The sequence below is a fragment of the Catenibacillus scindens genome (assembly GCF_014202115.1).
Taxonomy (GTDB): Bacteria; Bacillota; Clostridia; order Lachnospirales; family Lachnospiraceae; genus Catenibacillus; species Catenibacillus scindens.
On sequence record NZ_JACHFW010000001.1, the window covers coordinates 587,431 to 610,517 of the forward strand.

The 23,087-nt window shown below is 47.4% G+C and carries 19 protein-coding genes and 1 riboswitch; of the genes, 5 read left to right on the top strand and 14 right to left on the bottom strand.

The features are described from left to right. Nucleotides 1-4 precede the first annotated feature (4 nt). The 7 genes from HNP82_RS02445 to HNP82_RS02475 form a co-directional block, all read right to left on the bottom strand. A complete protein-coding gene (locus HNP82_RS02445) occupies nucleotides 5-2,662 on the bottom strand; it encodes an ABC transporter permease (protein ID WP_183771076.1) in 2,658 nt (885 codons plus the stop codon). Continuing rightward, entirely contained in the window at nucleotides 2,659-3,378 is a 720-nt protein-coding gene (locus HNP82_RS02450) for an ABC transporter ATP-binding protein (protein WP_183771078.1), read from the bottom strand. The genes HNP82_RS02445 and HNP82_RS02450 overlap by 4 nt, the downstream gene beginning before the upstream one ends. A gap of 279 nt (nucleotides 3,379-3,657) precedes the next feature. Next, entirely contained in the window at nucleotides 3,658-5,013 is a 1,356-nt protein-coding gene (locus HNP82_RS02455; protein ID WP_183771080.1) for an MATE family efflux transporter, read from the bottom strand. Nucleotides 5,014-5,189: 176 nt separating this feature from the next. Continuing rightward, nucleotides 5,190-6,377 carry a methionine adenosyltransferase gene (gene metK, locus HNP82_RS02460; RefSeq protein WP_183771082.1) on the bottom strand — a complete coding sequence of 396 codons (1,188 nt, stop codon included), beginning with the start codon at nucleotides 6,375-6,377 and terminating at the stop codon, nucleotides 5,190-5,192. A gap of 158 nt (nucleotides 6,378-6,535) precedes the next feature. Beyond that, nucleotides 6,536-6,634: riboswitch (SAM riboswitch) on the bottom strand. 49 nt (nucleotides 6,635-6,683) lie between these two features. Beyond that, the gene (locus HNP82_RS02465; protein WP_183771091.1) at nucleotides 6,684-7,976 is read right to left on the bottom strand and encodes a UDP-N-acetylglucosamine 1-carboxyvinyltransferase; all 1,293 of its coding nucleotides are present in this window, start codon (nucleotides 7,974-7,976) and stop codon (nucleotides 6,684-6,686) included. Between the two features lie 263 nt (nucleotides 7,977-8,239). Continuing rightward, nucleotides 8,240-10,867, bottom strand: a complete 2,628-nt coding sequence (locus tag HNP82_RS02470; RefSeq protein WP_183771093.1) for a YfhO family protein — start codon at nucleotides 10,865-10,867, stop codon at nucleotides 8,240-8,242. Further along, nucleotides 10,864-11,379, bottom strand: a complete 516-nt coding sequence (locus HNP82_RS02475) for a shikimate kinase (protein ID WP_183771095.1) — start codon at nucleotides 11,377-11,379, stop codon at nucleotides 10,864-10,866. Before HNP82_RS02475 ends, HNP82_RS02470 begins: the two co-directional genes overlap by 4 nt. A 285-nt stretch (nucleotides 11,380-11,664) precedes the next feature. Between HNP82_RS02475 and HNP82_RS02480 the strand changes: the two genes are divergently transcribed. Genes HNP82_RS02480 through HNP82_RS02495 form a run of 4 tightly spaced genes read left to right on the top strand, consistent with a single transcriptional unit; the run spans nucleotide 11,665 to nucleotide 16,858 of the window. After that, nucleotides 11,665-12,870, top strand: coding sequence for a DNA polymerase Y family protein (locus HNP82_RS02480; RefSeq protein WP_183771097.1), 1,206 nt, complete (start codon nucleotides 11,665-11,667; stop codon nucleotides 12,868-12,870). Then, nucleotides 12,871-14,586 carry a putative manganese-dependent inorganic diphosphatase gene (locus HNP82_RS02485; RefSeq protein ID WP_408609650.1) on the top strand — a complete coding sequence of 572 codons (1,716 nt, stop codon included), beginning with the start codon at nucleotides 12,871-12,873 and terminating at the stop codon, nucleotides 14,584-14,586. It begins immediately after the preceding gene. Nucleotides 14,587-14,598: 12 nt separating this feature from the next. Then, complete coding sequence (locus HNP82_RS02490) at nucleotides 14,599-16,266, top strand: putative manganese-dependent inorganic diphosphatase (RefSeq protein WP_183771101.1); 1,668 nt, start codon at nucleotides 14,599-14,601, stop codon at nucleotides 16,264-16,266. A gap of 16 nt (nucleotides 16,267-16,282) precedes the next feature. Further along, nucleotides 16,283-16,858, top strand: coding sequence for a flavin reductase family protein (locus HNP82_RS02495; protein WP_183771103.1), 576 nt, complete (start codon nucleotides 16,283-16,285; stop codon nucleotides 16,856-16,858). 70 nt (nucleotides 16,859-16,928) lie between these two features. Here HNP82_RS02495 and HNP82_RS02500 read toward each other — a convergent pair whose 3' ends face one another. Then, nucleotides 16,929-17,267 carry a TetR-like C-terminal domain-containing protein gene (locus HNP82_RS02500; RefSeq protein ID WP_279288875.1) on the bottom strand — a complete coding sequence of 113 codons (339 nt, stop codon included), beginning with the start codon at nucleotides 17,265-17,267 and terminating at the stop codon, nucleotides 16,929-16,931. A gap of 2 nt (nucleotides 17,268-17,269) precedes the next feature. Between HNP82_RS02500 and HNP82_RS02505 the strand changes: the two genes are divergently transcribed. Further along, nucleotides 17,270-18,652, top strand: coding sequence for a heavy metal translocating P-type ATPase (locus HNP82_RS02505; protein WP_334298260.1), 1,383 nt, complete (start codon nucleotides 17,270-17,272; stop codon nucleotides 18,650-18,652). Between the two features lie 64 nt (nucleotides 18,653-18,716). On the opposite strand, the gene HNP82_RS02510 is transcribed toward HNP82_RS02505, so the two are convergent. The 6 genes from HNP82_RS02510 to HNP82_RS02530 all read right to left on the bottom strand — a co-directional run bounded on the left by HNP82_RS02510 (nucleotide 18,717) and on the right by HNP82_RS02530 (nucleotide 22,850). Further along, a complete protein-coding gene (locus HNP82_RS02510; protein ID WP_183771105.1) occupies nucleotides 18,717-20,069 on the bottom strand; it encodes a glucose-6-phosphate isomerase in 1,353 nt (450 codons plus the stop codon). Between the two features lie 287 nt (nucleotides 20,070-20,356). Next, nucleotides 20,357-21,124: a hypothetical protein gene (locus HNP82_RS02515; protein WP_183771107.1), complete on the bottom strand. Its 768-nt coding sequence runs from the start codon at nucleotides 21,122-21,124 to the stop codon at nucleotides 20,357-20,359. A gap of 250 nt (nucleotides 21,125-21,374) precedes the next feature. Beyond that, nucleotides 21,375-21,659: a group II intron maturase-specific domain-containing protein gene (locus HNP82_RS18555; RefSeq protein ID WP_334298257.1), complete on the bottom strand. Its 285-nt coding sequence runs from the start codon at nucleotides 21,657-21,659 to the stop codon at nucleotides 21,375-21,377. Between the two features lie 5 nt (nucleotides 21,660-21,664). Next, the gene (locus HNP82_RS17900; RefSeq protein ID WP_330599387.1) at nucleotides 21,665-22,018 is read right to left on the bottom strand and encodes a reverse transcriptase domain-containing protein; all 354 of its coding nucleotides are present in this window, start codon (nucleotides 22,016-22,018) and stop codon (nucleotides 21,665-21,667) included. Then, nucleotides 21,946-22,329 carry a GIY-YIG nuclease family protein gene (locus HNP82_RS02525; RefSeq protein WP_183771109.1) on the bottom strand — a complete coding sequence of 128 codons (384 nt, stop codon included), beginning with the start codon at nucleotides 22,327-22,329 and terminating at the stop codon, nucleotides 21,946-21,948. Before HNP82_RS02525 ends, HNP82_RS17900 begins: the two co-directional genes overlap by 73 nt. Before the next feature lie 131 nt (nucleotides 22,330-22,460). Next, nucleotides 22,461-22,850, bottom strand: a complete 390-nt coding sequence (locus HNP82_RS02530) for a hypothetical protein (protein WP_183771111.1) — start codon at nucleotides 22,848-22,850, stop codon at nucleotides 22,461-22,463. Nucleotides 22,851-23,087: the final 237 nt, after the last annotated feature.

Sequence of the window (23,087 nt, forward strand, 5' to 3'; positions counted from 1 at the left end):
AATCCTATTCCGTTCTCAGTCCATCCAGTATATTCTCCCGGCGCGCCTTGCTGAATGAGTAGGCCATGGCAAGGAGAACAACGCCAAAGAGAGCTGCGATCGCACCGATATAGTAAGGCAGAGGCAAGAAAAATCCAAAAGAAAACGTGCCTCTCATCATCTCAAACTCTGCCAAGATCAGAAGGATACTCAGGGGAATGCCGTATATCAGCGTCTTTATCCCGTAGAGCAGGCTCTCAAACACAAGCATCCGGTTAAAGGCTTTCGAGTCCATGCCCACAGATTTCAGCATGGCAAACTCCCGCCGCCTCAGATCAATGCTGGTGGATATAGTATTTAAAATATTGGCGATACAGATCAGCGTCATGAGGGCAATAAAGCCGTAGCAGAACACCTGCATGACAAAGGCCAGAGACCGGTCGCTCTGCTCTGTCTCCCACACTGAATAGTAATCAATAAAAATACCTCTATGCTCGTCATAAACCTGGGATACGGCCTCAGACAGCTCTTTGGGATCTGAAGATGACATATAGACAAATGCGGTATTGCTTCCGCCGATATTATATTTATAGTTCTGAGACTGCTTTAGCATATCTGTAACACACTGATCCAGTGTGATCACATAAAAATCAGTGAATGGTCTGAACCGCTGTGCAATCCCCATCGGTACCTGGTCTGTCACTGCCGCCACCGTCATCTGTGTAAAATCACTAATAGGATGACTGTTGCCGTCAACATCATATCCAAACAATGTCATTCCAAAAGTGTCACCGGAAGCCACGTCCGCCACTTCCATCTGAGCCCACTGATAACTGTCGGTCACCACATTATACTGATTCAGAAAAATTACTGGTATCTGGCCATTTTCAAGACTTTCATCAAAAGTGTCCATCACCGATGCGTCCAGTTCCGCCGACGCCACATATTTCTCCAGTTCTTCTCTGGGCATACCGATAAACTGTACGCCGTAATCCTCCCATTGAAAATCCATAGTAATATTCCGGTAATCCTGTGTAATAATTTTCTGGCTGTCTGCCTCTTTAAAATAGAGTGACAGGTAATTGCGCACAATAATATTGTAATCATCCACCTGGTCCAGAGAAGTACACAAAGACGCCTGCTCAATCCGATCCGGGTTCATGGTTACATACACATCGTAACTACTTGTATTGTCACTGACATCCATAGCTCTCTGGATCATGGACGCATATCCCGCCACTCCCAGAAACAGTGTAAAACTCAACACAAGAGAAACAACCGTGATCCTGTAACCCTTTTTATTTCTTTTCATATTTTTGACAGCCAGATCCCCCTCAAAACGAAATAAAAACCGGGTCAGCCGGGAGGTCTTGACTTTCCGCCGGGTCAGCTTAATATCCTTGTTCTGGCGGATCGTATCTATAGGCGAAATTCTGGAAGCACGGGCCGCAGGAATCCAGGAGGATATAAAAATTGTGAGAACCGCCAGCCCTGCGGCGGCAGCCACAATATCCGGACGAATCACACAGCGGATTGCCAGATTGGAGTCCATAACCATAGAAACCATGGGGGAAATGCACCGGAAAGTGATTGTCATTCCGCCGAAACCGGCCACAAGGCCCAGGGGAATGCTGATCCCGCCGATGACTGCCCCTTCAAAAAATACAGACCGCCGCTTCTGGGCTTTTGTTGCGCCAACACTGGAAAGCATACCAAGCTGCCGGCTCCGCTCCGACAAAGATATGGCGAAAGCATTGTAGATCAGCAACACGGAACCCACCACAATAAGGACGATAAGAAAGCCTGCAAACACATAAAGGAAGTCGTTCATATGATCATTTGGTGTTACTCCGTAGTAACGGAGAAGGTCGTCATGCATACGGAAGTTTTCGCAGCCGGTAAGTTCAGAGATCTGTCTGCCCCGCTCATAAATATTTCTGTCTACATGGTCGAAAATTACTCTAGCGGAAAGTTTTTTCTCCGCCGGCCATGTATCCAGGTCAAGAAAAGTCACCGCGTTATACCCGGCAGACCAGGTGTAATCGGTGCTTCCCACATTGACAAAACCTACCACCGTGTATGTGACTTCCAGATCATCAGAGACAAAACGCTCTCCCCCGGAATCGGGATATTGCTGGTTATTCACATACCCCCAGTCCTGACCAAGGATCTGTGTCGTTCCATCCATCTCCATCTCCCGGTGGCCAATATCCAGGGTAATCTCATCCCCAATGGCATAAATATCGCCCATATCTGCAAGAAGCTGGTTGGAAATCGCAATTTCACCGGGGGCCTCAGGAAGCCTGCCCTGGGACACTTTTAGCCCCATATCTTCCATAGCTCCGGCGTCTGCCGCCTCTATATAGAGGTACTGTTTATTCATGTCCCGCATATTTTCTTCCGGCAAAGGGCTGTATCCCAGTTCTGTCCGCAGCATAACTGCTGAAATATCCGACTGAGCGTAAAGCTGATCCAATCCTTCCTGGTCAATGCCGTCATACTCTGCCATCCATGCGCCTCCGTTTTCTATTTCCCGACGGAGAAATAAATCTAAAAACGATCCTATGGATGTCAGCACGGCAGTGATCATGGCCACAGAAATAATGACCCCAAACATAGTCACGAGAGTTCGTTTTTTATTCTTTTTCATATACCGCCATGTGACTTTGGATACAATACTCATGGTGTCACCTCCGGCATATACTCCCTGTGGGACGGCTGGCGCAACACCTCATCCCTGGTAATCCGGCCATCCTCAATATTAATAATGCGGTCCGCCTGAAGAGCGATACTCTCGTCATGGGTAATAACGATCAATGTCTGGCGGTAGCGCCGGTTGGAATATTTCAGCAACTCCACAATTTCTCTGCTGTTTTTCCGGTCCAGATTGCCCGTAGGCTCGTCGGCCAGGACAAGGGCCGGATGGGTCATTAAAGCCCGTCCGATGGACACCCTCTGCTGCTGCCCTCCGGAGAGCTGGTTTGGCAAATGATGAAGCCGGGAACCCAGCCCCAGAGTTTTCACAAGCTCCTTCACATAGTCCTGATCCGGTTTCTGCCCGTCCAAAAGCAGGGGAAGCGTCATATTTTCCAGCACATCCAGCACCGGAATAAGATTGTAAAACTGATAGATCAGGCCGATCTGCCGGCGCCGGAAAATCGCCAGCTTTGTCTCATTAAGTTTATAAATGTCTGTCCCTTCAATTGTCACATTTCCTCCGGTGGGCGCATCCACGCCGCCGATAATGTGGAGCAGGGTGGATTTTCCCGATCCTGAAGGCCCGGTAATCGCTACAAACTCGCCTTTTTCTACAGTAAAACTGACGTCATCCAAAGCCTTTACCGCGTTCTCCCCTTTTCCATAAATTTTTGTCAAATGACTGACTTCCAGAATATTCATAATGTCCTCTCGCTTTCTTTTTTCCTTTTGACAAACATAGTATGAGACAAGCGGCAAAAGGTCATGCGGGCTGCGCTTGCACAGGCAAGCATGACCTTGTGACGCGCAAAACACCGAAAAGCAGCCATTTTTCGCAGAAAAATGAGCGGATTTGAGGTGTTTTTAGGATTGCGGGAGTACGAAGTGCGGAGCAATCCGTGTCTCATATCCATTTGTCGGGCAACTCATAGTATATCCCTGGGGAATGACCCGGCGGTGACAAAAAAAGTGACAATTCTGTCATTTTTCTAATTTTCCAAAAAACCGGGATAAAACAAGAACAGCGGCCGCCGCCAAAACAATTTCTGCTGTCATCTGAGCATAGGCAAGCCCGTACAGAGGGAACAGCCAGTTTAAAATACACAGAGCCGGGATTTCCAGAACAATTTTTCTTAAAACAGCAAAAATAAGGGCTTCCTTTCCCATACCGACAGCCTGAAATACTCCTACAGCAAGAAAATCAATACACAAAAAAGGTAATCCCAGGCAAAATCCCCGCAAAAACCGGGTGCCAAAATCAACGATGGACGGATTATCCATAAACAGCCCCACTACAAAATGCGCGCCGACAAAATAAATAAGTGCCATAAGGATAATAAAAATAAGCGCTGCCTTATAGGCAAATACAACTGTTTTTTTCATCCGTTTATGATTGCCGCTGGCATAATTGTAGCTGATCAGAGGCATAATACCCTGAGACATTCCCATGGAAATATTCATGGGAACCATATTGACTTTATAAGTAATCCCCATAGCGGCCACCGCGTCAGCGCCAAAAGAGGAAGTAAAATTATTTAAAACAGTCATTCCGGTCACGTTAAGAAGGTTCTGAATAGATGCGGGAATTCCCACGCCAAAAACTCCAAGGACAATTTTTTTCCGGATAGAGAACATGGCCGGACGTATACACACATAAGTATGCCCCCGCTTCACATAAAGAAGAACAAAGAAGTAAATACATGCCACGCAGTTGGATAAAAAAGTGGCAAGTCCAGCTCCTGCGGCGCCCATATGAAGCCCCCAGGGGAGAATAAATACAGGGTCAAGAAGCATATTCAAAAAGCATCCGCTCATCGTTCCGATACTTGCATGCATAGCTGCCCCCTCCGATCGGACAAGATAAGCCATTACAACATTTAAAATAGCCGGAGCAGCGCCACAGGTCACTGTCCAGAACATATAAGCTTCCGTAGCCTGGACGGTTGTGGCATCCGCACCGAGTAGAGATAACAGCGGGCCGCTAAACAGGGTGCAAAGCAGTGAAAAAACAATACCACAGATAATGGAACAGTAAAACCCGAAGGCAGAACTCCGATAAACCGTTTCATAATCTTTCCTTCCCAGAGCCCGACTCATCATACTTGAAGTACCTACGCCAAAAAGATTGTTCACCGCATTAAATGCCAAAAGAACCGGCGCCGCAAGGGCAACTCCCGCGTTTTGTACCGGGTCATTAAGCATGCCCACAAAAAATGTATCCGCCAGATTATAAAGAACCATCACCAACGAACTTAATATAGTAGGTATGGCTAGTTTAGTAACTGCCCGGATAATAGGCACTTTTTCAAACAACTCTATTTTTTTCTCATCTTCCATTATCTCTCTCCTCCTATTTCCCTCCATACACCTTTTCAATATCTCTGTTTTTGACAGCAAAGCCCGGCCGAAATATACGGCCGGGCTTACAATCATATTCATACGTTTTTGAATCTTAATGCAAAGACTTTTCGGTCTGCAAGCAGCCTGCCCATTCCTGCTGGCTGAACTGTTACTTATAAATAGCTTTTAAGAAGCTCTACTTTGTCCAGCTTTTCCCACGGCAGATCCAGATCATTGCGGCCAAAGTGACCGTAAGCTGCAGTCTGTTTGTAGATAGGACGTCTTAAATCCAGCATTTTGATAATACCAGCCGGGCGGAGGTCAAAGTTTTCACGGATGATCTCAACAATCTTTTCATTTGAAAGTTTGCCTGTGCCAAAAGTATCTACCATGATAGATGTGGGGTGAGCCACACCGATAGCATAGGAGAGCTGGATCTCGCATTTGTCAGCGATACCTGCGGCTACAATATTTTTAGCCACATATCTTGCAGCGTAAGCTGCGGAGCGGTCTACCTTTGTGCAGTCTTTTCCGGAGAATGCGCCGCCGCCGTGACGGGCATAGCCGCCATAGGTATCTACAATGATCTTACGGCCTGTGAGACCGCTGTCGCCGTGAGGTCCGCCGATAACGAAACGGCCTGTAGGGTTGATAAAGAATTTTGTTTCTCCGTCAACCATATCTTTCGGAAGGATCACGTCAAATACATGTTTCTTAATATCCTCATGAATCTGTTCCTGAGTTACATTTTCATCATGCTGTGTGGATAATACGACAGCATCCAGACGGAAAGGCTTTCCGTCCTCATTATATTCAACGGTCACCTGTGTCTTGCCGTCGGGACGAAGGTAAGGCAGTGTACCGTCTTTTCTGACTTTTGTAAGCTGACGGGCCAATTTGTGTGCCAGGGCAATGGGATAAGGCATATACTCTTCAGTTTCGTTGGTTGCGTAACCAAACATCATACCCTGATCGCCGGCGCCGATGGCGTCAATCTCCTCGTCAGACATTTTGTTTTCCTTTGCCTCCAGAGCTTTATCCACGCCCATGGCAATATCTGCGGACTGCTCGTCAATAACGGTCATAACGCCGCAGGTTTCCGCATCGAAGCCGAATTTTGCCCGTGTATAGCCAATCTCAGCGATAGTGTCGCGCACAATCTTCTGGATATCCACATAGGCATTAGTTGTGATCTCACCCATAACCATAACAAGACCTGTCGTGGTACATGTCTCGCAGGCCACACGGCTCATAGGATCCTGTTCCAGTAAAGCGTCCAGGATCGCGTCTGAGATCTGGTCGCACATTTTATCCGGATGTCCTTCGGTTACAGACTCGGAGGTAAATAGTAATTTTTCCATTGGTAAAATACTCCTTTCATAATGTGTAACTGTTTTGCCGCGAACAGGCTAATCCCTGCATTTCTTCCGGTAATCCGAAAAGCATAACAAAACAGTCAATATTTTTATGTCAGAAAAAAGTCCGCTGTAAAGCGGACTTGATTTCATCTTTTCAAATCCTCTTATTGTTCGATTTCACTCGCTTGGGTAAGGCACCTTCCATATTAGGGGTTGCCGCAATTTCGCAGATCCTTAGTCTCCATTGCTCTGAATAAGAGAGTTTTTCTTGTAACTGATCAGCCACAAAATGGCCGCACAGCTACGCCTTTATCCAATTTTTAATTTAAATTTCTGAGCTTCCTTTTCACTGTTGACGCGCTCGATCATACCGCCCAGGGAACGAAGCTTTCCTTCAAAATTTTCATAACCCCGCTGGATATAATGAATGTCGTCCACTGTTGTGAAGCCTTCGGCGGCAAGACCGGCAATCACAAGTGCCGCTCCCGCTCTGAGATCCGGTGCCGTCACTTTGGCGCCCCGGTACTCACTGACTCCGGTGACAAAAGCCGTATTTCCTTCGACTTTAATATTGCTTCCCATCCGTGCCAGTTCATCCACATATTTAAACCGGTTTTCAAAAATACTTTCAGTAACAATACTGGTGCCATCAGAAAGCCCAAGGGCAATGAGTATCTGTGGCTGCATATCTGTCGGAAAACCAGGATATGGCAAAGTCTTAATATTGGTAGGATGACACCGGCGTGTGGCAACCACCCGTACAGCGTCATCGGATTCCTCAATCTGCGCGCCCATTTCCAGAAGCTTCGCAGTGATGGACTCCAGATGTTTTGGAATAACATTTTTCACAGTGATATCGCCTTTGGTGGCCACAGCAGCGCACATAAACGTTCCAGCCTCGATCTGATCCGGAATAATAGCATATTCTGTACCTTTGAAACGCTTTACGCCACGGATACGGATCACGTCGGTTCCTGCGCCTTTAATATCCGCGCCCATGCTATTAAGGAAGTTGGCCACATCCACAATGTGCGGTTCCTTCGCGGCGTTTTCAAGAACGGTACGGCCTTCGGCCATGGAGGCCGCCAGCATCACGTTAATGGTAGCACCTACTGTAACCACATCAAAGTAAATGTGGGCTCCCACCAACTGATCCGCTTCGGCAACAATCATGCCGTTCTCAATGCTCACCTTGGCCCCCAGTGCCCGAAAACCTTTAATGTGCTGGTCAATGGGCCGGCTGCCGATAGCGCAGCCTCCGGGCAGGGCCACTCTGGCCCGTTTATACTTTCCAAGAAGGGCTCCCAGCAGATAGTAGGACGCCCGGATCTTTCGGATAAAACCATCATCAATACACAAAGACCTAATATTGGCCCCGTTAATCTTTACTGTATTATTATCAATGCGCTCCACCTTTGCTCCCACAGAAGCAATCGCCTGAAGCAAAATATTTGTGTCGTTTACATTTGGCATATTTTCAACAAGTACGTCGTCATTGGACATGACTGCGGCTGCCAGAATACCGAGGGCCGCGTTTTTCGCACCGCTGATATTAACTTCGCCAACCAGAGGGTTGCCGCCTTTGATTATATATTGTTCCATTGCACACCTCTTAATATGTGTATCTATCCAGCCGCGGCCGAATAGCTACGGATTTCTACGCGGATGCTGCCGCGCCTCTGACCAAAATTTCAGCGGCAGGGGCTTTTCCTTATCCTGCTCGCCTCGCAGGGCTCCGCCCGGATGCGTACTTTTGCGCAGATGAATGCTCCCTTCGGTCGCTGCGCAAAAGACGCGGTATAATAGCCGCTCTGCGACTATTATACCATATTGGCCTGATTTGTAAATTAGTTTTTAAGTTTTTATTACAGAGTTGTGTGGAACTGTTTAAGGTCATGGGCTCTCTTTTTCTGTTTTCTAAAGAAAATCACAGCAAATATCAGACAGCTTCCCGCAGTGATGATAAAACCGGGAATAAATCCCGTAGGAGTATATGTCATTTCCACGGTGTGATCGCCGGCGGAAAGATGAATGTACAGCAGAGTACCGTCAATAGACTCTGTCTCCACTTTTTGACCGTCCACTTTTACCGTCCAGCCGCTGTCGTATGGAATAGACGTAAACATAATACCGTCCTCATCGGCGTGGATGGTTCCAAAAATATGGGTATCGGAAAATTCACTGATCTCCCACTGATTCTGGCTGACTTCGTTATAAAACTCTTCAAAAACTTCTGGATTATAAGTAAACTGGTAAATCTCAATAGTGCCGCTGCTGTGGTCGCTGTCAGTGACAAATTCCAGCTCCACATGGCCGCTGTCACCCAGCTCCACAATGTGGCCCCGGGTATCCGAGTATGTTTCCACAGAGTCATTCCGGCTGACCTTCAGGCTGCTGCAGTTGGACGCCCTGTAGTAAATATACCGGGTCTGTCCATCCGTAATATCCATCGTAAGTCTTACACTCGCCTCATCGCCCGCATTGTCCTTTGTATAGGAATACTGTCCGTCACCCACATCAGAAACCTGACAGTTTTCCCCGGTCAGCTCCCCGACTTCTTCATCCATAAACATAAAACGGTTCGTTCCTGTGGTTTTCTGGACAAAATCATTGAGAACATACTCCGGACGTCCAACGGTCCAATTCCAGTCTGCATATGCCTCATCCACCATAAAACCGAGAGACAGAGCATAAGGATTTTCATAGAGGTACTGGTTTCCCGATGAATACAACTGGGTAAATGTCCTTATATGGTCTGTATCCTCTGTGGCCAGAAGATATTTAATCCCGAAAATACTGTCCGTCAAAGGTGTAGCTCCCACATAGCTGTACTTATTGGTCGCCTCAAAATAGCCCACCCGGCCCATAAGGTCATTAATATCTGCCCCCATAGTAGATGCGAACAGTGAAACTCCTGGAAGATCCAGCCACATATTATTGTTCCGGGCACTGAAAGAATCCAGTTCCATGCGGTAAAATCCGCCGCTCTCCCGGTCATCGGCTATACTTTTAAGCTCCCCGGCAGATTCCAGATATTGATTATAGCTTGTTCGGTTAATACTGCCATTCTCACATAAACCGTAAATACTATTGCCCGCTACCTCAATGGTGAGTACAGCCATCAGAGCGCCCCGCAAAATACGTCTGCGCCGAAAGCTGATCTTATACAGGCACATCCATATAAAATACAGCAGCAAAAGGATTTCCGTAATAATATATGCGTAGGATTCATGATCCACCTGGTCATCCATCCAGCACCAGCACACAAGCCCCTGCATCATGGCAAAGGCGAGAAAATACTGCCAGAATCGGTACCTCTGGATGCGGATCACAACCTCATATGCCATGGACAGGGCCAGAAACGCGTAAATAAATGTAAATCTGGCCGGCAGGCTATTTGGAAAGTGAAAACCATGCCAGATATAATCCAGTATTCTGAAATTGGTGGAAAACAGTATAAAAGCCAAAAGGCCCAGTTTAAGTATCCGGGTTCGGACAGGGATACCTCTGGCAAAAATATACAGCACTACTAAAAGTAAGGTCAGCACGCCAAAATACAGGTTGGGATCACCGCTGAGATCCGTAGGCTTAACAAAGGCAAACTGCTGGCTCAAAAGCTGGGTAAAACTGTGATAAAACTCTATCTCCGTGGGGAACTTTGACCCGGCGGAATTAGACACCGCAAGAGCGCTCAGGGTAGGCAGTACCAAAATAGCGCTGGCAGCTCCCGCCAGGAGAGAATAACCCGCAAAGAGAAATCCCCGCCTGAAAAATAAGGCCACGGATTTTTTCTTCATGGCAAAAAATGTCACAAAGAAATAAAGAACAAGGAAAATACACACCATAATGGCAATGTAGTAATTACAGATAATACACAGGGCCAAAGAAATGCCATACATCCATCCCTTCCCCTGCTCCACCAGACGCTCCAGCCCCAGGATAATCACCGGAAGGAGAACAAGGCAGTCCAGCCACATAATATTCCAGTTATACCCTAAAGTCCAGCCGCACAGGGCGTAGGCAAGGGCAAAATAGACAATAGTAATATTATAGCGGCAAAAGCGCCGGCGGATGTACCATGCAAAAACTGTGCTTGTCAGAGCGATCTTCAGCATCAGAATAAAAGTGAATCCTTCCAAAAGCAGCCCTGACGGGAACAGAAGAAGCAGTATGTTGAGCGGGCTTGCCAGATAGTAGGCCACAATAGCCCAGAAATTCATGCCAAGGCCGCCGTTCCAACTGTAAAAAAGACTTTCCCCGCCCCAGATTTTCCGGTGAAGTTCTGAGAAAAAAGGCGCATACTGATGGTAAGAGTCAATAATCTGTACCTGCCGATCCCCAAAGGGATAAACCCCGATAGCCACATAGGCCACCGTCAATATGAGCAGCGGGATAATAAAAGCCAAAAGATAATATCTATACCGAAAAACCAGCCGTCCGACCCTGTTGTCCGCATAAAAAGTTCTAAGACAGCTTTTTATTTTACTATTCATACTTCTCCTTCCAGGGCCTCCTGCACCGCTGTGCGGACTTTCGCGATCGCCCCTTCAATAGTCATGCTGTCCACGTTAACAGTCACATCCGCATACTTTTCATAGAGAGGGCAGCGCTCTTTGTACAGATCCAGAAGAGTGCAGCCATTATGGATCACCACGCCTCTCTTATCCAAATCTCCTACCCGTGCTTTAATATTTTCGTAGGACAACTGTATGTATACAATAACGCCTTCTTTTCCAAGGGATTCCATAGCCGGCTCACGATAAACTACACTTCCGCCGGTGGCGATCACGCTGTGGGTGACATGGATATCCCGGTTCACCTGTTCTTCTATGGATAAAAATCCCTCAATTCCGTGTTCTTCAATCAGCTCATGGAGAACTTTTCCTTCCTGACGTTGGATCAGAAGGTCTGAGTCAATAAACTGGTAGCCCAGGATTTTCGCCAACACCACTCCGATGGTACTTTTCCCGGCGCCGGGCATACCGATTAATACAATATTTTTCATAGTATTCATCTCCCAATTAAACACATTGTTACTGCCCATTCTATGACCAGCAACACGCCCTCATTTTATATTACTGTTCACGGAGTGAACAGTAATATGCGCTTAAACCATGCAAAATTCGCTGCGCAAATGGTTTAAGCGCACCCCTGAATCACTTTCTTACGCCGGCAACAGCAAGTGTTTCCGGCCACCGTGAATAATAACCATTTTATCACCAAAAAAAATGAAAGACAACTATTTACACAGTTATTTCAAACTTTTATACTTATATCAGAGGTGATGGCCATGGCCAATATTATTTTTCATATTGACGTCAACAGTGCCTATTTAAGCTGGACTGCTGTGGAGCGGCTAAAAAAGGGAGATAAGGACACACTGGATATACGGACAGTTCCTTCCATTATCGGCGGTGACATTTCCCGCCGCCGGGGAGTTGTCCTGGCCAAATCCATTCCGGCAAAAAAGTACGGGATCGTCACCGGGGAACCTGTGGTGGACGCCTTTAAAAAATGTCCGGGCCTGCGCAGCTTTGCCCCGGATCACAAGCTTTACGCCCGCTACAGCCAGAATATGATCCGCCTTCTTGAGGAATACTCACCATCTATCAGCCAGTACAGTATCGACGAGTGCTTTATGGAATATGTGCCTCTTCCAGGCGCCAATTCCCCCGCAGAGGCTGCATGCCGCATTAAAGACCGTATCCGGGATACCTTTGGCTTTACTGTCAACATAGGGATTTCCTCCAACCGCCTCCTGGCCAAAATGGCCTCAGACTTTAAAAAGCCGGATCTGGTCCACACCCTTTTTCCGGAAGAAATACCGAAAAAAATGTGGCCTCTCCCGGTTGAGGATCTGTTCATGGTCGGCCGTTCCAGCGCGGCCCGCCTGAGACTTTTAGGTATCCGAACCATCGGAGATCTGGCACACACAGACCCAGAAATCCTCACCTCCCATTTAAAGACTCACGGAAAGGTTATCTGGGAATACGCCAATGGTATTGAACATACATCCATCGACACCCGGTCAAAAACTGAGGCCAAGGGGATAGGCAACTCCACCACCATCTCCTTTGATGTCACTGACCGGGAGACTGCCCGGTATTTTCTCATGGAACTGTCGGAGTCAGTATCCCGCCGTTTAAGGCAGCATCATGTCCTTGCCGGCACGATCAGCGTTGAGATCAAGTACAGCACCTTTGAGTCGGTATCCCACCAGACCCGCCTGCTGACGCCGGAAAACACTACCAATGCCATTTACAAAACCGCCTGCCGCCTTTTCGACGAGCTTTGGAAAGGTGGTCCCATACGTCTCCTTGGCATACGGACGGCCAATCTGTCTTCCGATGATATACAGCAATTGAGCATTTTTGACCATCCGGAGACAGAAAAGCAAAAAAAGCTGGACACCGCTCTTGACGCCATCCGCCAGAAGTACGGCAGCCAGTCTATTGTCCGGGCCAGCCAGCTTAAAGATATTTCAAAAGGAGTTTAAATTATGGATACTGCAAAAAAAGAAATTTATGTTTTCGGTCACAAGAATCCCGATACGGACTCCATATGCTCGGCCATTGCCTACGCCTGGCTGAAAAACCAGATCGGAGCCCAGGCCAGGGATTCCTTCGCCTCCCTAACGGCTCAGGCTTATGCCCAGGAACAGCAGCCGGATACAGTTTATGTCCCCCGCCGGGCCGGACAACTTGGCCCTGAAACCGAATATCTCCTTAAACGTTTTAACACCCCGGCCCCGGTCTACACTAACGACGTGCGGGTTCAGGTCAGTGATATTGATATCCGGAAAGTTGACGGCATTAAGGAGACTCTCTCACTAAAACAGGCGTGGACAATTATGCGTTCTGTCAATATCGCCACCCTTCCGGTCCTCAATAAAGACCGGACGTTAAAAGGACTGATCACCATCGGCGATATTGCCCGTTCCTATATGGCTGTCTATGACAATACCATCCTTGGCAAGTCCCACACGCCATTTACCAATATTCTTGACGCCCTGGACGGCACTATGATCGTGGGAACTTCTGACGGATATGTAAAGGATGGGACTGTGACCATCGCTACAGCCACTACAGAAATGATCCGGGATCATATTCATCCCGGAGATGTGATCATCCTTGGCAACCGGTATGAAACTCAATTGTGCGCCATTGAGCAGCACGCTGCGCTCCTCATTGTATGTGAAGGTTCCCCTGTGTCACGCACCATCCAAAAGATCGCGGAGCAAAACGGCAGCGCAGTCATCAGCACCCCCTATGATACCTACACTGTGGCCCGTCTCATTAACCAGAGCGTACCGGTCAGCTATTTCATGAAAAAAGAGGATCTTGTCACCTTTAAAACCACCGATTTTATCGCGGAGATCAAAGGGACTATGTTAAAGAAGCGGCACCGGGATTTCCCTATCCTTTCCAGAAGCAAAAGGTTTGTAGGCATGATCTCCCGCCGTTCTCTTATTAATATGCCATCCAAGCAGATCATCCTTGTGGACCACAATGAGATCGACCAGGCAGTGGACGGGATCACCGACGCCAGTGTTATTGAGATCGTAGACCACCACAAACTGGGGACCATCGAGACTATGAGTCCCATCTCGGTACGCAATCAGCCGGTGGGATGCACGGCCACTATCATTTACCAGATTTTTGTGGAAAATGCCGTAGATATCCCGGAAAATATCGCAGGACTTTTGTGCGGCGCCATTTTATCCGACACCCTTTTATACCGTTCCCCCACCTGCACCCCGGAGGATCGGGCGGCGGCGGAAGCTCTGGCGGACATTGCCCATATTAAGACCCATGAGCTGGCTCAGGCCATGTTCGCCGCCGGAAGCGACCTTCACTCAAAATCTGATGAGGAGATTTTCTACCAGGATTTCAAACGCTTTACCGCAGGCAGCGTCACTTTCGGCGTAGGCCAGATCATGTCCATGACCCAGAACGAACTGGACGAGATCAAGGCCCGGATGATCCCGTACATGCACAAAGCAAAGAAGAATCACGGGGTAGATATGGTATTTTTTATGCTCACCAATATTATGGATGAGTCTACCCAACTTCTTTATTCCGACGAACAGGCCCGGGAGGTGGCCGAGAACAGTTTCATGATCCCCGCAGAAAATGACCAGCTCTATCTGGCCGGCGTCGTTTCTCGTAAAAAGCAATTGATTCCCAGGCTTATGGCCACATTACAGCAGTAGGAGGGTCTTATTATGCAATTACATTCAAAAGAGATCAATATTATCGGGCATAAAAATCCGGACACAGACTCCATTTGTTCAGCCATCGCCTATGCCTGGCTGAAAAATCAGATCGAGGAGCGCCAGGGAGGCTCTAACCACTACACCGCCCGCCGCGCCGGGCAGATCAGTTCAGAGACTGCCTTTGTCCTCAACTATTTTCATAAGGATGTTCCTTCCTATATAAATGATGTGCGCAGCCAGGTCGGTGATGCCGCTCTTGACGAGAGCCACCCTGTCTCCTGCCACATGTCCCTGAAAAATGCCTGGCGTATTTTAAACGAGGAACATCTTGCAACCCTCCCTGTGGTAGACAGCCAAAGACATCTCACAGGGCTCATTACCCTGGGGGATATTGCCAAATCATTTATGGGCGTTTACGGCAGCACTATTTTATCAGAGGCCGGAACTCCTTATAAAAATATTCTCGAAACGATCGACGGCAAACTGCTCGCCGGTTCCGCAGACCAGAAGGTGGACCGGGGCAAAGTGCTGATTGCTGCCGCAAATCCGGATCTTATGGAAAATTATATTGAGGAAGGGGATATTGTGATCCTGGGCGACCGGTACGAATCCCAGCTTTGCGCTATTGAGATGAATGCCTCCTGCCTTATTGTCTGCATGGGCGCCCAAGTGTCCGATGGAATTTTAAAGCTGGCAGCGGAAAAAGGCTGTGCCATTATGACGACTGAATACGACACATTTATCACCGCCCGTCTCCTGAATCAAAGCATCCCTATTTCCCACTTTATGGTCCGGGAACATCTCATCACCTTCCGCCAGGATAATTTTGTGGAAGATATACGCCCTATTATGTCCAGACAGCGCCACAGGGATTTCCCGGTGCTGGACAATGAAGACCGTTTTATCGGTATGCTCTCCCGCCACAGCCTCATTGACATGGATAAGAAAAAAATGATCCTTGTGGACCACAATGAAAAATCCCAGGCTGTGGATGGCATTGACGATGCCCAGCTTCTGGAAATCGTCGACCATCACAAGCTGGGCCATGTGGAAACCTTACAGCCGGTAAGTTTTCGCAACCAGCCGGTAGGGTGTACCAGCACGATCATTTACATGATGTACCAGGAAAATAAAATAGATATCCCTAAAGACATTGCCGGCCTCATGTGTTCCGCTATTATCTCGGATACCCTTCTTTTTCGCTCCCCCACATGTACGCCGGTGGATAAAAAAGCAGCACAGGCACTGGCACACATTGCCGGTATTGACATGGAAAGCTATGCACGGGACATGTTTACCGCAGGAAGCAATCTGAAAAATAAGGCAGCGGAAGAAATTTTTTATCAGGATTTTAAAAAGTTCACTGCGGGCAATACTACCTTTGGCGTGGGCCAGGTATCCTCTATGAACCAGGAGGAGCTGGACGAAGTTCTTCCAAGATTGAAAGAATATATGTCCCTCGCCCGGTCTCACCATGAGGTGGATATGATCTATTTTATGCTTACCAATATTTTGTCTCAGTCCACCCAGCTTTTGTGCTGTCCGGACAACGCGGCGAAGATCGCCGCCGATGCATTCTCCATGGAGGCGGGAGGCGACCTGATCCCTCTTCCCGGAGTTGTCTCCAGAAAAAAGCAGCTCATTCCAAAACTTATGGAAGAGCTGCAGCAAAATTAGAAAAGGAGGGCCATTAATGGCAAAACAACAATGGAAACCGGGGAACATGGTCTATCCCCTGCCGGCAGTTTTAGTGAGCTGCGGCGATAAAGAAGGAAATATTAACGTCATGACTGCGGCGTGGACAGGAACCATCTGCTCCGACCCGGCCATGGTCTATGTATCTATACGGAAAAGCCGCTATTCTCACCATATGATCAAAGAGAGCGGCCAGTTCTGTATTAACCTGACTACCGAAGATCTGGCCTACGCCACAGATTTTGCCGGAGTGCGCTCCGGAAGAGATATGGATAAGTTCAAAACTCTTCGCCTGACTCCGGTGAAAGGCACTCTGAAGTACGCTCCAATGATTGATGAAAGTCCGGTATGTATTGAATGTGAAGTGACACAGATTTTAGAGCTGGGGAGCCACGATATGTTTATGGCAAAAGTGGCCGCCGTCCATGCCGACGAAAAATATATGGACGTCAATGGCCGCTTTGACCTGGAAAAGGCCAAACCCCTTATCTACTCTCACGGCCAGTACTACGGCACCGGCCGCCATATTGGAAAGTTCGGCTACTCTGTGGAGAAAAAGAAGAAAAAAAATTAAGTTCAGGTATCCCTGCCGCAAAAGCGCCTGATTTTCAATGGATCAGGCGCTTTGCTGTCGACTGTTTATCTTACAGTATCGGCTCAATGACCGCCCGGAAATAGCGGTCTAATTCTTCCGGAGTTTCCTTCATCCGGCCTTTAATCCACCACAATACCATTTCCACAAAGCTTCCTGAGATATGATTGATTAAAAAATCCTGTGGAATATTCCTGTTATTTTTTCTATTTTGGATAACAAACTGTTTTTGAATCAAGTCGTTTAAACTGTTTTTGAAATACCGCAAAAACGGTTCTCCGCTTTCGCAGGAAAGCAGCTCAAGAATGTTATTCTCGTTTTCCTGCAAGTGTTGTAATAGATGGCAGAATACAGACTCCGGCTCGTTTCTGTCAGAATATAAATGGAACAATCATAAACGGGGAGACATCTGTTGACCAGTCTGTTATGACCGGAGAATCCCTGCCGATAGACAAAGGTCCTGGAGAAGAGGTGTTTTGCGGTACCATCAACTGCTTTGGATCCATTGATATCACAGCGACAAAAGTGGGAGAAAACAGTTCGCTGCAAAAGCTGATCCGCATGATACAGGACGCCGAAAACAAGCAGGCGCCCATGCAGAGAATTGCCGACAGGGCCGCGAGCTGGCTTGTTCCCGTGGCTTTACTTATCGCGGTCGGATCCTATGTATTCACCGAAAATATCATTACCGCCGTAACCGTGTTGGTTGTATTCTGTCCCTGCGCCCTTGTATTAGCCACACCTACCGCGATAATGGCAGCCATCGGTCAGGCGACAAAACACGGTGTAATCATCAAGTCCGGGGAAGCCCTTGAAAAAATGGGAAAAGTGGATACGATTGCATTTGATAAGACCGGCACTTTAACCTATGGCCGTTTAGATGTCAGCGATATCATTTCTTTTGATGAAACCCTCAGTGAAACAGACATGCTTTCTCTGACCGCTTCCGCCGAAGCCAAAAGTGAACATCCGCTGGGAAAGGCTATTGTCGCCTGCGCCAAAAGCAGGGGAATCCCATTGACCGAATCTAACAGTTTCAAAATGACTGCCGGCAAGGGGATTTTCGCAACGGTAAATGAGCGCCGTTTACTCTGCGGCAGCGAAAAATTTATCACTGAAAACGGAGTTCTGACCGACACTAATGTTCAGGATACATTAGAACAGCTTCGCGCACAGGGAAAAGCCTCTGTCCTTGTCGGTGAAGGAGGCAAATGTTTGGGGGTTATCGCCCTTTCAGATGTACTGCGTCCGGAAGCGAAAGACATGGTCGCCCGGCTTTTAGATATGCACACCCAGACTGTTTTACTTACCGGCGATCATCAAAAGACTGCCGATTATTTTGCACGCCAGGTTGGCATCTCCAGGGTTTGTGCAGAATTGCTGCCGGAAGAAAAAGTGCGCAGCATCGAGAATTTTCAGGCAGAAAATCACAGAGTCTGTATGATCGGCGATGGAGTCAACGACGCTCCGGCTTTGAAAACAGCAGATGTAAGCGTAGCCATGGGAACTATGGGAAGCGACATCGCCATAAATGCCGCCGAAATCGCCCTTATGAGCGATGATCTTTCCAAAATTCCATATTTAAAACGCCTGTCCAATGGAACGGTAGCTACAATCAAAGCCAGCATTACCCTGTCCATGTGCATCAATTTCGCGGCGATCGTCCTCTCGCTTATGGAAGTGCTGACACCGACTACCGGGGCGCTGGTGCATAATGCCGGTTCATGTTTTGTCGTTTTGATTGCCGCCCTGCTTTATGACAGAAAATTTGAATAATCCTCATAAAAGTTTCCTGCGACATTAAAATACCCCGCTGCACGGGCGGGGTATTTTTACTCTATTATTTTAAGCGCTCAAGAAGCTGGGCTGTCATAGCCTCATATCCCGGTTTTCCAAGAAGAGCAAACATATTCTTCTTATAGCTTTCAACACCTGGCTGATCAAATGGATTGACGCCGAGAATGTTGCCGCTGACGCCGCAGGCAAATTCGTAGGTGTAGAACAGTTCGCCCAGATAGAACTCGTTCTGTTCCGGAATAGAGAACATCAGGTTCGGCACATCGCCATCAGTGTGAGCAAGGATTGTGCCGTTCATAGCGCTCTTGTTAATAAAATCCATATCTTTTCCGGCAAGATAGTTCAGACCGTCTAAGTCTACTGGCTCCTCGTTGATAGTGATCTGAGCCTTAGGCTTCTCCACATTCAGAACCGTCTCAAACATAATGCGGGAGCCATCCTGAATAAACTGGCCCATGGAGTGAAGATCGGCAGTAAGGGTAACTGATGCCGGGAAGATACCTCTCTGGTCTTTGCCTTCGCTCTCGCCGAAAAGCTGTTTCCACCACTCGCCAATATACTGGAGGGATGGCTCATAGCTGGCTGTGATCTCCACAGATTTGCCTTTGCGCAGTAAAATATTGCGGATCGCCGCGTACTGCATAGCGTCATTTTCCTCGAAAGCGTTGTTCAGGCACCGCTCTCTGGCGCTGGCAGCTCCGGCCATAAGCTGGTCAATATCCGCGCCGCTGACAGCGATTGGGAGAAGACCTACGGCTGTAAGCACGGAAAAACGTCCTCCCACATCGTCAGGCACAACAAAAGTCTCATAGCCTTCCTCATCGGCAAGATGCTTTAACGCGCCTTTCGCTTTATCTGTGGTGCAGTAAATACGCTTTGCGGCCTCTTCTTTGCCATATTTCTTTTCAAGTTTTTCTTTAAATACTCTGAAAGCTACCGCCGGCTCTGTGGTTGTTCCGGATTTTGAGATCATATTAATAGAGAAATCTCTGTCTCCCACAAGTCCCATCAGGTCATACAGGTAAGAACTGCTTAAATTGTTGCCACAGTAATAAATCTCCGGTGTTTTGCGGGCTTCCTTTGGAAGCATATTGTAGAAATTATTCTGTAAAAATTCAATAGCTGCCCGGGCGCCGAGATAGGAACCGCCAATACCGATGACTAAGAGAACTTCTGAATCCTCTTTGATCTTCTCCGCCGCTTTCTTAATCCGGGCAAACTCCTCTTTATCATAATTCACTGGCAAATCAATCCATCCAAGGAAATCATTCCCTGCACATGTTTTATTAATAAGGGCATCTTTCGCATCCTGTGCCAGTTTACTCATCAGCTTCACTTCGTTTTCCCTGATAAATACTTTGGCTTTTGAATAATCAAACGTAACCTTATTTGCCATTATTTTTTACCTCCATTTTCGTCATGTTGCGGCCTAAGGCCGCAGTTTTCAGGTTCATTGTATATGTACCAGATTAATAATAGCAAATCGACAAATATTTATCAACTAAATCATGGAATTTTTTACAACCGTTCAGCCATCAGGGACAGGGCAGGATGGCTTATGCTTGCATAAGGGCCAGCCTGACCTGTCCCTGATGAACGGAGCGCCAGATTATGAGCAAAGGAGCGGCGTAAGCCGTGGGTCAGCGCGTCAGCGCGGCTTTGCGAATGGCGCGGACTGAACAGTTACAAAAACTCCTTCAATATATCCGCCACGATCCCGGCGTCAATCTCATCTTCCGGCGCGTCCCCCCGGATCCGGGACGCGGCGGCTTCGCTGCTGCCGTCTGCTCTCAAATTTTTCTTTTCGGCTCTTGCAGTCCCTCTCTCTTCCGCCAGATCCATACGCAGTTTTCCGTCCTCGTTAAATAACTGACGATCTTCTGTCCTCTGGACATTCCCCTTATCCGAAGACGCATCTGTCTGTAGACGGGTTCCCGACTCAATTTTGTTTTTCAGAAAATTTTCCAGGTAATCCAGTAAATACCATTCCAGCATATCTCTTTTTTCAGAGAAGTCATAAACCCGATGCTGGATATATACGAGGCCGACGCCGATAATGGCACAGCACAGAATGGTAGCGATCCGTGAAACAGCCGCGTTTTCCCAGATCAGAAAAAGCATATATCCCAAAGCCACGATGCCGATGGCCCCCGCTGCCAGCTTTGACAGTTGTATCCATGTAGTTACGCTTAAAAAGCCGGTTTTGCATTTGTACATATAATGGCGGGTCAGCGCCCTTGTATCCTGTGGCCGCATGTTCAGCTTATAGTAACTGCCAAATTTAAGTTTTATGTACTTGAGCAGCCGATTCTGGGTATTTCCCATAATCTCTGACTCCCGTATCAGCTTTTTGTAGCCATGATTCGCCATAAAAGCCGACAAAAGCCCCACAATAAGACAGCCTGTGAGAATATACAAAATCACACCTTGTCCAACGATCCAATCTCTCATAAAAAATGCTCCCTTTCAAGTTTTTTGACAGACAACAGTTAAGGCACAGAATAAACGGGCTTAAACTGTTGTTTTTTTCATATGAGTATTATATATAAGAAAAATGGTTTTTTCACTTATCATCGGTCGCAGTATTTGTCATTACTCAACACGCTCAGAGAAAAAATCCAATCGAGTAGGAGAAAATTCCTCTGATTGAGGAATTTCCGACCTCTCACACCACCGCTCATGCGGTTCCGCAAGCGGCGGTTCAATCAACTTCACATATGACACACCTCTCGGCGTAGTAGTTGCTCATGGCGACTAGACCAAATGCGGCTAGTCTTTCGTTGCTTATTGCTTTGTGTACCCAGCCGTTATGAGCTAGCCGCGCATATCGGTTTCCGCAGTAAGAAATATTGTATGCCGCCCAGCGGGGTACTTCCAGCTTCATCAGGTTCTTTGCCCTATTCTGTGGTGTTTTCCAATGCTTCCAAATACACATCCGCAGTCGGTACCGTATGTTACTGTCTAGACGCTCACATAATCCCTTCATCGCATTTATGCTGATTGACTCAGCATAATGAAAGTGTCCGCATAAGGCGGGTTATGTGGAACTCCACATAACCCGCCCTGCGGTGTGCCGACGATTGTATCCTCATACTCGTCATCAATCATCACTCCACTGGCCAGAAATTTCCTTACCACTGAAATAACGTCTCCGTCCTTGATTGTCCGTCCGAAAATCGTCATCAGTTTGTCATGGTCTACCGTGTCGAAGAACTTTGCAAGGTCGATATCCACTATCCAGCTATGCCCGTCATTCATCATTTCTAATGCTTTCAGCACTGCCTGTTGCGCACACCGATTCGGTCGGAATCCATAACTATGGTCATGGAACTGCTCCTCAAAGATTGGTGTGAGTACTTGTGCGACTGCCTGTTGTACAAAGCGGTCAAGGCTTCTTCCGGCTTTATATTAAAGAACTCGCGGTTCTTACGAATACGCTTATCTGCTAAATCTGTAAGAATTTTGTGGAGACTTGATTCAATGTAAGAATACTTATTACTCTTTACTGTGGCGTAGATTTCAAATGGTAGCGGCACAGCAGTATTGTCTAATTCTTTTGAACGAACATCTACGGGCCTAGAGCTTTTCCCAATCTTAACCCAATCCTCTCGAAAACTGGGATTCGTTAAAATATATACATATCCTTTTTCTTGCATGTTTCAATTTTCCTCTCGATTTGCGATAATTGCGTTGAACTGATGGGGCTATTGTATCACGGATGGAATTGCATAAAAAAGAGCGGTCATTGCTGGCCGCTCATATTCTTGGTATATAGTTTGCGTTGAGATTAGATTGTGATTTTTATCTTCTCGCCATTCTTAAACTCGAAGATAAGATTTTTCGGGTTTACAAGGACTCGCTCAACGAGGGAATTCCATGTTACCGAATCAAATATCGGTTCCGAATCGAAGGACTCAAGCGCCTCGACAAAGCGGGATAATTTCTCGCGAACACCTACGAGACGAAGCTCCTGTTCTTGAAGCTCTGCGATAGTATTCTTCTGACGCTCAATTTGTTCCGACATCTCCTCGAATCGCTGACGATAAACCTGCTGATCTTGGGAGATGTAGGCGTTTTCGCGCACGAGGCCTTGGATTTTAGCCATGTCCGTTGCTAGTGCTGCTTCCGCCTTCTCGCGCTTAGAACGTATTTTTTCGAGAGCGTCCGCTTCGTCCATCTGCGTTCTGCATGCTGAGATATACTTATCCTTTGTATGTACCTGTATAGTTCCAGTCCATGTAGAACGTTGCGGTTCCGTTCGATTCAAATTATAAGGCACAGATGTCAAAGGCATAGCTCTCACATTCATAGTACCCGGACAAGAACGGCAAATCACTGCCGCCTCCGCAGGCACTCAGCATGGTCGCACACAGGATGACGGTCAGAAGTACAGACCGCAGCTACATGTTTCTTT